The organism is Psychrobacter sp. NG27 (assembly GCF_016106655.1).
GTDB lineage: Bacteria > Pseudomonadota > Gammaproteobacteria > Pseudomonadales > Moraxellaceae > Psychrobacter.
This window is the reverse complement of record NZ_JADGIN010000002.1, coordinates 101,679-117,086: the sequence shown is the minus strand read 5'-3', so window position 1 is coordinate 117,086 and position 15,408 is coordinate 101,679. Positions and strand designations below refer to the sequence as shown.

The window sequence follows — 15,408 nt, the reverse complement described above, 5'->3', positions numbered from 1 at the left end:
TCACCATATAGTGGTGCTCCACCCTTCTTATTAGGTTGCGTTTTTTTCTATGTCTAAAGCCAATTTGACTCATCATTTTTTGATCGCAGCGCCAGAGCTATCAGACCCAAGGTTTGAGCAGGCTCTTATCTATATCTGCCGCCATGACAAGCACGGCGCGCTCGGTCTGATGATCAATCGTCCGCTGGAGCAATCTCGTGTTGGCAAACTGCTAGAAGATTTAGATATTGAAGTGACTGACCCGCAAGTAATGGAAGATTTGGCATTAGAAGGCGGCCCTATGTATCCTGAGGTCGGCTTTGTGCTGCATACTGGTCAGCCAGAATGGGCGTCATCTTTTGCTATCTCAGAGAATGTCTGCATCACGACCAGTCAAGATATCCTTAAGCGTATTGCCGCCGGTCAAGGCGTTGGTCACTATCAGCTGTGCTTGGGTCATGCCAGCTGGGGCAAAAAACAGCTAGACCAAGAATTGAACAATGGTGATTGGTTGGTCTGTCCTGCGGATCTAAACTTATTGTTCGATACGCCATTTGAAGAGCGCTGGCAAATAGCCGCTGATAAAATCGGGATCAACTTTGATTACCTAAGCAGTGATATCGGTCACGCTTAACCTTAGATGTTCCATGAATACAGAAATAAAAAATCAAAACAGGATACATCCGTTACTATGGTAGATAGCACTCTTATAACAGATAGCACCAATACAATAGAGACTGATACTGGCGTTGCTGAAGCGACCGTTAAGCCACATCTTGTCTTAGCCTTAGACTATGGTGTCAAAAAAATGGGTATGGCACTTGGTAACACCATTACCGAGACAGCGCGTGCCTTTGATATCTTAGCGATGAATAATGGTCAACCTGACTGGGATAATCTACTGGGTATTATCAAGGTTTGGGGCGTGTCAAAGGTGGTCGTCGGCCTACCGCTTAATATGGATGGTAGCAGCTCGATGCTGTCTAAGCGTGCGCATAAATTTGCTCGTCGTCTAGCGCATAGAGTTATGGAGCAGCATCTGCCCGTAGTAGTTTCACTTTGTGATGAACGCCTGACTTCAGTCGCAGCACGAGAAATCGCTTGGGACAATGGCTGGATCAAAAACGAGCGTGACCCTATTGATGACATCTCTGCATGTATCCTGATGTCAACGTACTTTGCGGATCCGAATAGCAGTATCGCCATCGATGCAATCAAAGCAGATTAGCCTAGCAACCAGCTTGTCAATCCTATGCCAATAATTTCTGCTATATAGTGGATTGACCATATCATCTAAACGGATAAATGACTGATTATTATGACTACTGTTTCAGACCAATCAACGCAGAATAAATCACAACGTGGTTTTGCACCGCTTGCCATCGCTCGTATCAAAGGCGCACAGCGGGCAAACCAAGTAGCGATTTATCTCATCTATGCCGCCATTATTGCATTCATCGTGTTCGGTACGATTGCTAGTGTCAAAGCCTTCCATGACAATCAACTACTTTATCAATTATTTTACAACCTACCCTATGCATTAATTACCCTCACAATTCCGATCACCATTTATGATGCGCTGGTGGTTTATCGTTATCGCTTAAACCAGCCTTCGATGATTGCCATGAGTATCGGTGTATCGACCATCATATTGATTGGCGGGCTATTATTTGCTGATACCGTATGGCTTGGATTGTCTTGTTGGCTGGGTGTGGCATTTTTATTTAAAGTCAGTTTTAAGCGGTTTTTTGATTTTTTGGAAGTCGCTGATGAGCATGATATTGATGAAACGTCAGAGACAGTCATTGTAGATGATCCAGACAGTACGCACCCTTAAACGATTAAAACAACCACTCGTTCTCAAATCCATCCATTTAGCGTTATTATCATGACTATGACCACTTCTATACCAGACACTGCTATCAATCACCACTTAGACACCCAAGGGCTGATCTGCCCTGAGCCCATTATGATGCTGCACCGAGTGATACGTAGCGCAGGTGGTGGCGAGGTGATTGAAATACTGGCCACTGACCCTGCTACCACTCGTGATATTCCTAATTTCTGTCGTCATTTGGGCCATGAGCTACTCGGTCAAGAGACGCTGGCTGAAAACGTGAGCTTAGATACTGATCCTGATGAAATCAAAGTGGATAGTGATGATGATGCACCCATAAGTGTGACGCTTTATCGCTATTTGGTTAAGAAAAAAAGCGCTTAAATTCACTTAAGTTACCGCAGCAAAGCATTAGTCACAGCAAAACATTGACAGTGCAACAAACAATATAAAGATATCTTTACTTTGTACGAGATATATCTTTCACAAAAGGTAGGCTATTACGTGTTACAAATAGAAAAGCAGTATGTACAATGGCAAGAAAACGAAACTCTACGTAATGCTCTTTGGTTGTCTGAAAGCAATCATATGCCACCTGCGCGCATTGTATTGGTCGATGATACAACGACCGCAGATGATGCTTATCGCTTGGCGTGCGAAGGTAGCTCACTGCTATGGCGCGGTGATTTTCATAATGCACGCCAGTTGCTACAAGCGCTCGGTCGTCGCATAGATCGTACCAATGAGCGCTCTGAGCTGCGTAAAGCAAAAAAAGCGGCTAATAAAGCAGCGAAACCTACAGCAGAATCTGATTCAGTCAGCTCTAAAGAAATACCTAACCTCTTTCATCAGCAGCGCCAATTACAAGCCCAACGCTCACGCATATTAAGCCGTTTACTACTAGAGCTTGATGCCAGTTACGTCAGCCAACTACGCCGCGCCCCTGATGTCAGTGCGGCCTGTACAGCAGCCTTTGGTGCAATCGATGAGCCATGCGTATTATCATTTCGTGATATGCAAGGCGCACTTGGCGCAGCAGGGTGGCGCGAAAAAGGCGTCCCAATAGACAGCTTAGGCTTATCAATTTTCCCGCATTATGGCGTCTTTGCACCAACCCGTCATGAGTATGTGCAGCTGTTGCTCGATGCACCGCTACCAGCGATTCATGATGTCGCCTATGACATCGGTACCGGAACAGGATTACTGGCTATTATCTTAGCGCAACGCGGCGTTCCGCAAGTGATAGCAACGGATTTGAATCCACGTGCTTTGGCCTGTGCCGACGAGAACTTTACACGGTTAGAGTTACCTGCCGTACAATTGCAGCAAGCGGATTTGTATCCGACTGATGCACCGCTCGCCAATCTGATTGTCTGTAATCCGCCTTGGTTACCTGCTAAGCCAAGCTCGTCTCTTGAGTACGCCGTCTATGATGCCAAGAGCGCGATGCTGCGTGGGGTGTTGCAAGGTGCCAAACAACACTTAGCTGAGCATGGAGAGCTTTGGTTGATCATGTCGGACTTAGCTGAGCACCTACAACTGCGTGCCCGTGATGAGTTATTAAGCTTGTTTACTGATGCGGGATTGGCGGTAAAATATCGTCTAGATACCCAACCTAAGCATAATCGCAGCCAAGATGATACAGACCCGCTACATGTCGCGCGCAGTGCTGAAGTTACCTCGTTATGGTGTTTAACACTTATCTAACATTCAGCTATCGAGTATTGAATTATGAGCCGTGATCGTGCCGTGCAACAGCGCCAACCTAAGGCGCTGGCAGTAGATGACGAACCCAGTTATATGACTGAGTTTCGGCAAGCCATGCTGGCACGTGGTCTAGCGACTCGTACTCGTAATGCGTATGTCCGCGACCTGCGCTCTTGCGAACTGACCAATCCTATTGCCCTGACACGCTGGCAGCCTGATGACGTGCTGCACTGCTTATCAACACTCACTCAAGAAGGCAAAACCCCACGTACCCAAGCACGCATGCTCTCAAGCTTGCGCCAGTTTTATCTGTGGATGATTGCTAGTAATCTGCGTGAAGACAACCCTTGTGAGCGTATCAAAAGCCCAAAACTGGGTCGTCCACTACCGAAAGATTTGGCAGAGGCAGATGTCGACAATCTACTTGCCTCACCTGATACCAGCACTGTACTCGGACTACGTGATAAAGCCATGCTAGAGGTACTATATGCCTGCGGGCTGCGTGTGAGCGAGTTAATTAATCTCTCATTAGAGCAAGTAAACCTAAACGCTGGCTGGCTACAAATCACGGGGAAAGGTAATAAAACCCGACTAGTGCCACTCGGCGAATATGCAAACGATGCGCTAGAGGACTATCTAACGCATGCTCGTAGTGATTTGATTGCGCATTTTAAATCAGGAAATTGCCAAGCGGTATTTTTGACCGCGCAAGGTGGCTATATGACGCGGCAGAACTTCTGGTACTTGCTCAAAAAGTACGCCAAGGTTGCCAGTATTGATAAAGAGCTGTCACCGCATACGCTGCGCCACGCTTTTGCTACCCATTTGCTGAATCATGGTGCAGACTTACGCAGTGTGCAGTTACTGCTAGGGCACAGTGATTTGTCCACCACGCAAATCTATACTCACGTGGCGACTGCCAGATTGCAGAAATTGCATGCCGAGCATCATCCACGAGGTTAGGATTTAATTTTTATTGATGATCGTTAGAGGACTAAACTGTGTTGCAAGCTCAACCATCTCCCTTGCCTGCCCTAACCGAAAAGCAAATTTTTGCTCTTAAGAAATTAACCATCATGGGTTATTTAGAAGGTACGTCTTTTCTACTGTTGCTGGGTATCGCCATGCCATTAAAATATATGCTGGGTATGCCTGAAACAGTGAGCTATGTCGGCCCATTGCATGGGATACTATTTGTTGCTTATATCATAGTGCTGATCATCACAGCGAGCAAAATAAAAATGCCGCTATGGGCGTTACCTGCTGGTGTGCTTGGCTCGTTTTTGCCCTTGGGGCCGTTTATTTTTGATTATGTGTTAAAGAAGCGGTTGGGAAAGTAGTTTCAAAAAATCTCGATAACGCAAACCTATAACGCTGTAGTGATGACGATATTGCAGAAATCATTAAAATAATATCGATGTCTTTTAAATGATCCGTAACCATGTATCATAGATTATTAACCACTGGTCTGTGAATAGCGGGGTGAGCTATGTTTGGATTTGATATCGACTTACAGTTAATGGGCTATCATTTTTTTCAGTTGTGTATTGCCTTTATACTGTCGTTACCCATTGCCCTCAATCGAGAAATGAAAGACAGTGGTGCAGGACTCAGAACCTTTCCATTAGTAACTATTGCCTCCTGTGCTTTTATGTTGGTGGGCCGAGATATTTATCCAGATGGTGATGCCGAAGCACGTATCATGTACGGTATTATTACGGGTATGGGCTTTATCGGTGGCGGCGCTATTTTCAAAAGTGGCGGCAGCGTAAAAGGAACAGCGACAGCAGCAAGTTTATGGAATACAGGTGCTATCGGCATCTCCGTCGCTTATAACCGCTACGAAATCGCTATTATTTTATCTATTGTTAGTTTTTTGATATTGCAGTTCTCTGATCCATTTAAAACAGAGAAGCAAACCGAAAAGTAAGCTGAAATTTTATTCCGTTGTCGCTACAATACTCACCATACTTATCAATTGAGAACCCCATGAGCCATAGACCACCTGCTGACCTATTAAAGAACGCCCAACACTGGCGAGAAGACATTAACTTTCGCCAAGAGGTACTTGGCAAACCATTTGATTTTGCGACCACGTGGGGTATTTTTTCACCGCAGAAGCTTGATGATGGTAGCTTGATGCTGCTTGATTATATTGACTTTGAAGCTGACGATGATTCTATAGATTTAGGTTGTGGTTACGGCGTACTTGGTATGACAGCAGCACGTGAATGTCCAAATGGTCTGCACACTTTGATCGATAAAGACTTTATGGCAGTAGAATATGCGCGCCGTAACTGTGAGAAAAACGGTCTGAAAAATGTCGATGTGCATTTATCAAACGGCTTTAATCATGTGGCAAAAGACAAAGACTTTAGCCTCGTGATGTCGAACTTGCCTGCCAAAGTAGGTAAAGAGCAGCATTATCTATATTTCCTCGATGCTTATGCACGCATGCGTAAAGGCGGCCGTTTTTATGTAGTGACCATCAATGGCTTACGTCAGTTTGTGAAGCGCTCATTTACCGAAGTATTTGGCAATAGCGACAAAGTCAAACAAGGTAAAACCTATACCATTACTATGGCGACCAAAGACTAATACCAAACGCCAAAAATAAGATACAAATAAGAAGCCCGCTAAAAAACTATGTTTTAGCGGGCTTCTTTATGGCAAATGATATCTGGCTACATCTGCCGTTTTATTAAATATCCGCCCAATAGCGCACTGCCGATAATCGGTAATAGCACCATCAGCATAGGCGAAAAACCTGTCGCCAGCGATACAAAACCAACCAAATCCTGAATATAGCTGAATAGCAATCCAAACAGTAATGCTACTACGATGCGTAAGCCTAAGCTGTGCGTCCGTAGTGAGCCAAAGACAAACGAGCAAGCAACGATTACCAGCGACAATATTGATAATGGTGATAGCAGCTTTTGCCAAAACGCGACTTCGTGTTCTAACGAGCGATTGCCCTGTTGCCGCATAAACGTACGATGCTCATACAGCTGCGTCAATGATAAATCCTCTGCCTTACGCGTGAGTAAGTATACTGACTCTGGGGCGAATGGTAAGCTTAGGGTATCTGACGGTGCTACAGCTTGACTGCTTTCAAAACCTTGGTTGATAGAGAGCTTGACCATATCATTTAGTTGCCACTCATAGCGATACTGCTCGCTTGGCTTTTCACTGTCCGTATCGATAGGAGCACGGCCAGTATATTTCCCACCTTCAGCATGGACAGCCGTTTGCAAATTGCCATCGTTGTCCAAATGCCAACGTTTGACCTCACCGATGTTGCCTTTGACATCTGCATAGTCGATATACAAAATATCGCTACCATCTGGGGTGGCGCTACCATCTTTTGCGCTTTCAAATCTTGGCTGTATCGTCCAATAGCCACGTACCGAAGTAACGAGCGAGATATTGTCTTCCTCATTGATCTGCTTTGCCAGCTGGTTGGAATACGGTAACACAAACTGATTGATAGCCAGTGCCAATAACACAAAAATCAAAGCGGGCTGCAATACCCAGCCGACGATGCGATAAATACTGACTCCAGCCGCACGCATAACCACCAGTTCACTTTTATTGGCGAGTAGTCCCAATCCGATAACGGCACCAAGTAATGCGCCCGTTGGAATAAACTGCTCTAAAAAGTACGGTGAGCGATAAAAGATATATTTGAGCGCCTCACCCATGGTGTAGTTGTCATCTAACGAATCGAGCTCTGATAAGTAAGAAAAGACCAACTGTAGCGCCCACAATCCAACGACGGCACCGATGATAGCGAGCAGAGCATTGAGCTTAACGTAACGACTGAGCACTTTTAGGCTGCCGGCCTTTTTGGCCAGCTGATCAGAGTCTACAGATTTAGCAAATAAAGAGCGCATTAGAGCTGCCCTCCTTGTGAGCCACTGTTTTGATTGTCTATGCCATTGCTTGAGGCATTGCCGATCCTGTTTTCTGGTTTGCGAAAACGAAGTCGATGCTGCACACGGCTGCCCCAATTCATATAAAGTGCCAATACCATAAATCCTACAATCAGCCATGCATAGGCCCATACGCTGACGCTGTCTTTGCTCACGGCATTTTTGAGCGAGATGATACCCAGTGCACAACTGACAAACAATAAAATAGAGGGGAATAGGCGCAGCCAGCGACCTTGGCGAGGGCGTACTTGTGCGAGTGGCACTGCCAACATAGGCGCGATAATCATCAGCCACGGTAGTGCGAGACGATAACCGAGTTCACCTTGAGCAGCACGCAATGCACTATTGGTGCTAGTTTGTGATCCACTCGTTGCTGCTTGCCATAGAGGTCCAATTTTTTGAGTTTCGATATTGTCTTCTGTGATGACTTCTTTGGAGGATTCCGTCAACGTGATGCGATAACGATCGAAGGTGACTTGGTTGTATTTCAAGCTGCCTGCACCGACTTCGTAACGGCGACCTTGGAATAAATCCAACTGGGTCACGCCCGTATTGCCCGTGTCGACTTGTTCAGCACGCTTGGCAAGCGTAATCGTATCCTTGCTGATGTTTTTTGCACCACTGTTTATGATGTCTTTTGGCAGATCCGAGATGCCCATTTGCTCAGCGGTGTCTTGGTCTAATGAATTATCAACAGATGCAGTATTTGTCGCAGCACTGCCCTTTTTTTCAGGCTCAGATTGGATCAATATCACATCTTGTAGTTTTTTCTTATCGTCGCTAAGACTGCCTACATACAAATGATAATTGCCGCTACTGATAAACTCATTGGGACGAATCAAATCAAACGCACTGGTTAAGGCTTGCTGCTGCCAAACGGCCTCAGACGAGCGTACGCCCCAGGGTTTGCCCACGACAGACAGTGCAGCCTCGCCCGCAAATAATGCCAATATCAAGGGTGTCATCAACCGTGCAAGCTTACCACGCGATACGCCACTGGCATTGATAACGGCCATTTCTTGATCGACATACAAGCGACCGAACACCAACATCAGCGCGATAAAAAAGGCCAAAGGCAGTATCAATTCTAAAAAGTACGGTAGGTTGTACCCGATAATCGTAAAAAGCAAACTGACATCCAAACGCCCTTCAGCGGCAATGCCAAAATAACGTATCAAACGACCACCCAACATCATTACCACTAAAAAACCCAGTACTAAGGCAGTGGTTGAAGCAACTTGTTGGGTCATATAGCGGCGTAATATCACAATGGGTACTCTTAAACAGTGGGTATGCGTGAGACGTTGGTAGGTGCACAGCTTTTGATACGTTGATCACGAAATTTGGGCGAAATGATAACGCATCATAGGTATGATATTGGTGCAGTCGAGTAGCTGTATAAAGACAAACCTCGTCAAATAATCAACTGATCAGACCTCATAAGCACAAACGACAGACATAACCGTCAATGCTAGCATGTTTTGCTCAAAAATGACGGTGAAATGTGTTTGAAAACATTACGTACTCATTGCTGACAGTGCATTAATGTCAGCAAGCGGAGAATATATCAAATATTGGATAAAAGAGCAGCAAATTCTCGAGTAACATTAGATTATCACTTTTTATTTTATTAGATTCTTGCTTTATTTATTTTAGAAAGCTTTGTTTGTCATTCGTATCATCAAGCGTCACTCTCTAAGATAAATTGCTAGACTAAGTGCTGCTAAAGCAAATGAAGCTCGGTTCTGTATGTTATATAACAGAGCCTATGGCTTAACGATAAACACGACTTGACGGAATAAGCAAATAACAGAATAAGTCATCAACGGAGAATAATACTAATGAATAAAACCACATCTAACCCTGCTACTTTACTCGAACTCGCTGGTGGCGCTTTCGACACACTCGACTGGTCAAACGCTGCGCTTGTTTTAATTGATTATCAAAACGAGTACGTCGACGGTGCGATGCCATTAGGACAAGCAGGTGCCGCAGCCATCTCAAATGCACGCCTGTTACTTGATAAAGCCCGTCAGCAAGACATTCCGATTTTTCACATTACGCATCATGGCGCAGAAAACGGCAATGTATTCGACCCTTTGTCGTCTAACGTCGAGATTGTCGAGCAACTACAGTCACATGATGGTGAGACAGTGATTGCCAAAAAACATCCCAACGCCTTTCATGATACGCAGCTACAGTCATTGATTGCATCAGCGTCAAAGCAGCAAATTATTTTTGCGGGTTTTATGAGTCATATGTGCGTTAGCTCAAGCGTCCGCGCGGCATTTGATTTAGGCTTCGACAGCTTTGTTTGCCACGATGCCTGTGCCACACGTGACTTGCCTAGTGCCAAAAGAGAAACCATCAGCGCTGAGGTGATGCATGATACAGCGATGGCTGCATTACAAGATAGATTTGCCGCTTTAGTGACTACTGATGAGCTGGTCAATGGCTAAATGGCTAAGTAGAGTGACTAAGACATCAGGTTTAGTCTTTGAGCACGTAAACTATGCTCTTGAATAAGTCTCTGATATCACAATCAAAGGCTTAGGTGAATGGACACGGTAACCTAGCTCAAACCTTTTTACTTAAGCTTTGCTAACTGCATAGCGATATTGCAATATGCTACACTATCGTGATTGCTCAATAGACCAAATACTCTAATAATCATAAGCAATATACGAACGTTATAATCATCATAACTCTAATAAGGATAACTGTATGAATATCAAATTATCTCAGCATCTGCCAAAGACACATACCCAAAAAATTCTAAAAAAAGAAGCCAACAGTAAAGACAGCGCTTGCTTGGTTGTTTTAATCGACAGTAAGAAAAACATCTTAGCTGAATCAGCACTGACCGACTACACTGCCCGTATTGAGCAGCTGATTGAAGTGTCACATTTCAAAGGAACAGCATGCGAAACCGTTGCTGACTATGCGTTGGCAGGTGATAAAAAAACCACTAAGCAAAACCCTGTGCAGCTGTTATTGGTTGGTGTGGGCAACACTGACAAATTCAGCAATACCGTATTACAAAAAATCGCCAATACCATTTATAACAGTACGCAAAAACGCGTGGCCTCTATTACGGTCGCACTAGGCGATGCCTTAGAAGAAAATCATTTTGGTCAGTTTGCCCTTAACCTATTGGCAGCCAGCTATCGCTTTGACAAATACAAATCTGAACAAGCGACGCCCGTATTGACTGATGTTTATCTACTGGCTGATGAATCTCTACAACCTGCACTCGCATTTGCTGAATCGGTATTCGCCGGTCAGAGCCTAACACGTGATGTCGCCAATGAACCAGGCAATATCTGCTTCCCTGCGTACATGGCAGAGCAAGCGCAAGAACTTGCAAAAACCTATCCTGACCTATTAACCGTCAAAGTACTGGGTGAAGATGAGATGTCAGCGCTGGGCATGCATTGCTTCTTAGCAGTCTCACAAGGTTCTACCAAAGAAGGTAAGCTTGTCATCATGGAGTATCGCGGCAAATCAGCATTCAGTGCAAACGCGGGCACCACCGAGCAAGCTACTAACAGTGCAAAAGTAACTGGTGGTCTAAAAGCGCTGGCTGATAAATTGCCAACCAAAAAATCGACTAAGAAAGCAGACAAAGCTAGCGACGATAATGCACAAACCACCAATGATGATGCGCCTATCGTATTGGTCGGTAAAGGCGTAACCTTTGATTCAGGCGGTATCTCAATCAAGCCAGGTGCAGCAATGGATGAGATGAAATTTGACATGGGCGGTTCAGCCTCAGTACTAGGCACGATCAAAGCTTTGTGTGAAGCTCGTCTACCAATCAACGTCGTTGGTGCGCTTGCCTGCGCTGAAAACATGCCATCAGGTGATGCGACGCGTCCAGGCGATATCGTCAAAGCCATGAACGGTAAATCAGTTGAAATCTTGAATACCGATGCGGAAGGTCGTTTGGTATTGGCAGATACTTTGTGCTATGTACAGCGCTATAATCCAAAAACCATCATCGATGTCGCGACATTGACTGGTGCTTGTGTGGTTGCATTAGGTCACGTGCGTTCAGCTGTATTTAGTAACGATGAAGACGTATTATTTGATTTAGAGAACGCGAGTAACCTATCAGGTGATCTTATCTGGCATATGCCTTTAGATGATGAGTATCAAGCACAGATTGATTCACCGATCGCTGATATGCAAAACATCGGTGGTAAAGGTGCTGGAGCCGTCACTGCCGCTTGCTTCTTGTCTCGCTTTGTTGAAGAAGGTCAAGCATGGGCGCATTTAGACATCGCGGGTACGGCTTGGAATTCAGGCAAAGACAAAGCAGCAACTGGTCGTCCTGTACCGTTATTTATGCAATATCTAAAAAACAGCGCAGACAGAGTATAAGCATTTTATGAAGATCAGCTTTTATGTATTAAGTGAGAGTAAGGCCCAAGATTTCTTGGGCTTTATTTGTCAGTTGACCCAGACGGCGCTGAATAAAAGCACTCAGTCTTTGCTGATCCTTATCGAAGATGAGACATTATTGACGACGCTAGACACAGCGCTTTGGGCACAAGAGGCGACGAGCTTTATACCGCATCAATGTCTATCTGATGACGGTAAACGTACTGAGGCTAAAATCATCGACACAGACAGTGCTGACGCTCATGTTTTTAATCAATCACGAGCACCCGTATTGCTCGGCCGTCATATGCCAGCAGATTTTGCTGGTATTGTACTCAATACGACGACGCGCCCTGTGAATGACTTTATGGCAGTTACCAATAATGCCAAACCTTCTCGAATCCTTGAGTTAATCAAACCCGATACCACAAGCACCCAAGCAGGCCGTGATAAATATAAGGCTTATCAGCAATTAGGCTATGAGCTGACCCACTTTAAAGTGTAGCTCTACCCTGTCGCTTTCTGTTGAGCTTATCGTTACGAAATATACTTCTCACTTTATACATCGCTGTTTTTAATGCCTCATTGATGAGGCATTTTTATTGGCTAACCTTAGCTCATCCTCGTGGCATCCTTTATCGTACTCGCTATATTCTCCTATTACCTCCTACTTAATGCATAGCAGCCGCTACTATGAGCGGTATGCGAATATGTCAAAAAATGCTACCATCCTTCGATAATTTTTCATTCAAACAATTCATTTACTTTTGACAGACGTCGAGGATGTACAAATGCGTTCATTGATTGCGATGTACCAACGTATCGGGTTGGTTCCGCTCATTATTATCGGTTTGGTATTGGGAGTGTTGATTGGCTGGCTCGCACCAAGTGTCGGTACTGCCATCGGTTTACTTGGTACACTGTTCGTCGGTGCCCTAAAAGCGGTCGCGCCTATCCTAGTATTTATTTTGGTCATGGCAGCGATTAGCCAGCATCGCAGTGGCAATGAAGTCTATGTGAAGCCGGTGCTGATCATGTACATGTTCGGCACGTTTTTGGCAGCGCTAACAGCGGTGGGTGCCAGCTTTTTATTCCCAACCGACTTGGTATTGATAAACGCCGATATCGCACAAGTGCCACCTGCTGATCTAAAAGAAGTATTGACCAACTTATTGATGAACCTAGTGGCCAATCCGATCAATGCCATCGCTGAAGCCAATTACATCGGCATCTTAGCATGGGCCATCATTATTGGTTTTGCTTTGCGTCAAGCCAGTGACACCGCTCGCACAGTCGTTGGTGATTTTGCGGATGCGATCTCACAGGTCGTCAAGTGGATTATTGCGTTAGCCCCATTTGGTATCTTGGGTCTAGTCGCTAGTACCGTGGCTGAGACCGGTTTTGCGTCTTTGGCAGGTTATGCGCGTATCTTAATGGTGCTGGTCAGCTGTATGCTGTTCATCGCGTTGGTCGCAAATCCGCTTATCGTCCTGATCAAAACAGGCAAAAACCCGTACCCACTCGTGTTCACTTGCTTACGTGAGTCAGGAATCACAGCGTTCTTTACGCGCAGTTCAGCCGCCAACATTCCTGTCAACATGAACCTTGCCCGCAAGCTTGGACTGCATGAAGACACGTATTCTGTGACCATTCCACTGGGTGCGACCATCAATATGGCAGGTGCGGCGATCACCATTAACGTCTTGACGCTTGCCGCGGCTCATACCTTGGGTATCGAAGTCACCTTTGCATCAGCACTGTTGTTAAGCATAGTCGCTACGGTTAGTGCTTGCGGTGCTTCCGGTGTCGCTGGTGGTTCGTTGCTGTTGATTCCACTCGCCGCAAGCTTGTTTAGCATTCCAAATGACATTGCAATGCAAGTGGTTGCGATTGGCTTTATCATCGGGGTGATTCAAGACTCGGCTGAGACGGCCTTGAACTCTTCAACTGACGTACTATTTACGGCAGCAGCTGATCCTACGTATTCTCGTTAATTTTTAATAAAGCATTTTCTACCAATAAAAAAAAGGGCCTTTAATGGGCCCTTTTTTTATGCGGTCTTATTGATCATCTAACTATTTTTAACTACTTTGAATTGTCGATATCAACTTCTATGGCTGGGGTTTGCAGCTCTATCTGACGCTTGAGTTGTCGCAGTTGCTCAACCTCATCTAGCAGTTCAAGAATTAAACCAATCGCTGGCACGCTGGCTTCAAAATCGCGACTGAGTCGCGACGCACGGCGCACGGTCGTCAGCTGGTAACCAGTAAATTTTTCATGCTCTGGTACGTCATACTCAATAATACTTTCTTCGATTAACTCGATGACCCATTGGCGCTCTTGGCCACAGGCAGAGACCAGTTCATCTAAGCTCATGATAATGTCGGTAAATTCAGTCGAGTGCTTCATAGCTATTATCCTCGTTTTATCTTTATATCATCGGTATCGTGTTCATCTCTGCGATTTTTTTCTCACTACAGTGATACCTAACGGTTAACCATAATGTTATTTAGCGGTTGATACTGGTGTCAGCAAAGGCTTGCTTTAGCTGCTCATACGCTTGCATCGCCGCATCACTACTGATATCTGGATTGACAATATTTACCGTCAAGTACAAATCGCCTGCTTGCTTGGCAGGGATACCTTTACCCTTCAAACGTAAACTGCTACCAGACTTGCTATTTTTAGGAATGCTCACCCCCAGCGTACCTGCTGGCGTACTGACATTGATTTTTTCACCCAATGCCGCCTCCCACGGTGCGATATTAACGGTCTGATAGACATCTGCACCTTCTATCCGAATATTGCTATCGTGGCGAATTTTAACCTTCAAAAATAAATCACCATTTTTGCCGTTACTGCTACCAGCAGCACCTTGCCCTGCTAAGCGGATTTGCTTGCCATCCGTAATGCCTTTCGGGATTTTTATTTTGAGGGTCTTGTTGTCGTAATCGACAGTGCCATTTGGCTGCCTCACAGGGACATTTAGCTTAATACTATAGTCATCACCGTTATAGACTGAAGACAAATCAACGGTAATCTCGGCATGCTGGTCTTGCCCTTTAGTATCTTGTGCACCAAAACCACCACGTTGTGATTGGCTACCCGCCTGCCCATTCGTTGAACCACGTGCGCCATGACCAAATGCTGAAAAAATATCATCGAAGCGAAAGCCACCATCTCCATAAGCTTCACCATCACCGAACTGATCTTTTACGTCCTCCCAACGGAAGCCGCCTTGACCTGTCGTTGACTGTCCACCAAACCCGCTTGCGCTACTTTGTCCCGCAAATGGGTTGTTTAGCATGGCATCGTATTCGGCACGCTTGTCTTTATCTCTGATGGTTTCGTAAGCGTTATTGATCTCCGCAATCTTATTGTCCGCGTCCGGATGATCGCTGACATCGGGATGATATTGACGAACGAGCTTACGGTATTTCTTTTTGATATCAGCGTCTGAGGCGTCTTTTTTGACCCCTAAAATGTCATAGTAGTTTTTCTCTGCCATGTTATTTTTCCTCAAAATAAAACATATTAGTGATATCGGTCTGCCAATTTAAAACAATACGA

At 45.1% G+C, this 15,408-nt stretch carries 17 protein-coding genes; 13 read left to right on the top strand and 4 right to left on the bottom strand.

Annotation, left to right across the window (positions count from 1 at the left end; genetic code table 11):
• Window positions 1–49: 49 nt before the first annotated feature.
• The 9 genes from IP485_RS03945 to IP485_RS03905 all read left to right on the top strand — a co-directional run bounded on the left by IP485_RS03945 (window position 50) and on the right by IP485_RS03905 (window position 6,121).
• Window positions 50–613, top strand: coding sequence for a YqgE/AlgH family protein (locus IP485_RS03945; protein ID WP_198326107.1), 564 nt, complete (start codon window positions 50–52; stop codon window positions 611–613).
• A gap of 57 nt (window positions 614–670) precedes the next feature.
• Window positions 671–1,207: a Holliday junction resolvase RuvX gene (gene ruvX, locus IP485_RS03940; protein ID WP_110922083.1), complete on the top strand. Its 537-nt coding sequence runs from the start codon at window positions 671–673 to the stop codon at window positions 1,205–1,207.
• 90 nt (window positions 1,208–1,297) lie between these two features.
• Window positions 1,298–1,816 (top strand): hypothetical protein, encoded by a 519-nt coding sequence (locus IP485_RS03935; RefSeq protein WP_198326105.1) that lies wholly within the window; start codon window positions 1,298–1,300, stop codon window positions 1,814–1,816.
• Between the two features lie 57 nt (window positions 1,817–1,873).
• Entirely contained in the window at window positions 1,874–2,200 is a 327-nt protein-coding gene (gene tusA / locus IP485_RS03930) for a sulfurtransferase TusA (protein ID WP_198326455.1), read from the top strand.
• A gap of 120 nt (window positions 2,201–2,320) precedes the next feature.
• A complete protein-coding gene (locus tag IP485_RS03925; protein WP_198326103.1) occupies window positions 2,321–3,523 on the top strand; it encodes a methyltransferase in 1,203 nt (400 codons plus the stop codon).
• Between the two features lie 24 nt (window positions 3,524–3,547).
• Window positions 3,548–4,486, top strand: coding sequence for a site-specific tyrosine recombinase XerD (xerD, locus tag IP485_RS03920; RefSeq protein WP_198326102.1), 939 nt, complete (start codon window positions 3,548–3,550; stop codon window positions 4,484–4,486).
• A 38-nt stretch (window positions 4,487–4,524) separates the two neighbouring features.
• Window positions 4,525–4,863 carry a DUF3817 domain-containing protein gene (locus IP485_RS03915; protein WP_320159113.1) on the top strand — a complete coding sequence of 113 codons (339 nt, stop codon included), beginning with the start codon at window positions 4,525–4,527 and terminating at the stop codon, window positions 4,861–4,863.
• A gap of 149 nt (window positions 4,864–5,012) precedes the next feature.
• The gene (locus tag IP485_RS03910) at window positions 5,013–5,453 is read left to right on the top strand and encodes an MgtC/SapB family protein (protein ID WP_198326100.1); all 441 of its coding nucleotides are present in this window, start codon (window positions 5,013–5,015) and stop codon (window positions 5,451–5,453) included.
• A 59-nt stretch (window positions 5,454–5,512) separates the two neighbouring features.
• Window positions 5,513–6,121, top strand: a complete 609-nt coding sequence (locus IP485_RS03905) for a class I SAM-dependent methyltransferase (RefSeq protein ID WP_197174865.1) — start codon at window positions 5,513–5,515, stop codon at window positions 6,119–6,121.
• An 86-nt stretch (window positions 6,122–6,207) separates the two neighbouring features.
• Here the strand turns inward: IP485_RS03905 and lptG are convergent, their stop codons facing one another.
• Window positions 6,208–7,416: an LPS export ABC transporter permease LptG gene (gene lptG / locus IP485_RS03900; protein WP_198326099.1), complete on the bottom strand. Its 1,209-nt coding sequence runs from the start codon at window positions 7,414–7,416 to the stop codon at window positions 6,208–6,210.
• Window positions 7,416–8,705, bottom strand: coding sequence for an LPS export ABC transporter permease LptF (locus tag IP485_RS03895; protein WP_198326097.1), 1,290 nt, complete (start codon window positions 8,703–8,705; stop codon window positions 7,416–7,418). Before IP485_RS03895 ends, lptG begins: the two co-directional genes overlap by 1 nt.
• 591 nt (window positions 8,706–9,296) lie before the next feature.
• Between IP485_RS03895 and IP485_RS03890 the strand changes: the two genes are divergently transcribed.
• The 4 genes from IP485_RS03890 (at window position 9,297) to sstT (ending at window position 13,832) form a co-directional block, all read left to right on the top strand.
• Window positions 9,297–9,914 carry a cysteine hydrolase family protein gene (locus IP485_RS03890; protein ID WP_198326095.1) on the top strand — a complete coding sequence of 206 codons (618 nt, stop codon included), beginning with the start codon at window positions 9,297–9,299 and terminating at the stop codon, window positions 9,912–9,914.
• Between the two features lie 265 nt (window positions 9,915–10,179).
• Entirely contained in the window at window positions 10,180–11,838 is a 1,659-nt protein-coding gene (locus IP485_RS03885) for a leucyl aminopeptidase (RefSeq protein WP_198326094.1), read from the top strand.
• Window positions 11,839–11,845: 7 nt separating this feature from the next.
• Window positions 11,846–12,343, top strand: coding sequence for a DNA polymerase III subunit chi (locus tag IP485_RS03880; protein WP_198326093.1), 498 nt, complete (start codon window positions 11,846–11,848; stop codon window positions 12,341–12,343).
• Between the two features lie 286 nt (window positions 12,344–12,629).
• A complete protein-coding gene (gene sstT / locus IP485_RS03875) occupies window positions 12,630–13,832 on the top strand; it encodes a serine/threonine transporter SstT (protein ID WP_198326092.1) in 1,203 nt (400 codons plus the stop codon).
• A 91-nt stretch (window positions 13,833–13,923) separates the two neighbouring features.
• Here the strand turns inward: sstT and IP485_RS03870 are convergent, their stop codons facing one another.
• Both IP485_RS03870 and IP485_RS03865 read right to left on the bottom strand, forming a co-directional pair.
• The gene (locus IP485_RS03870; protein WP_197174872.1) at window positions 13,924–14,247 is read right to left on the bottom strand and encodes a chaperone modulator CbpM; all 324 of its coding nucleotides are present in this window, start codon (window positions 14,245–14,247) and stop codon (window positions 13,924–13,926) included.
• Window positions 14,248–14,347: 100 nt separating this feature from the next.
• Window positions 14,348–15,346, bottom strand: coding sequence for a DnaJ C-terminal domain-containing protein (locus IP485_RS03865; RefSeq protein WP_198326091.1), 999 nt, complete (start codon window positions 15,344–15,346; stop codon window positions 14,348–14,350).
• Window positions 15,347–15,408: the final 62 nt, after the last annotated feature.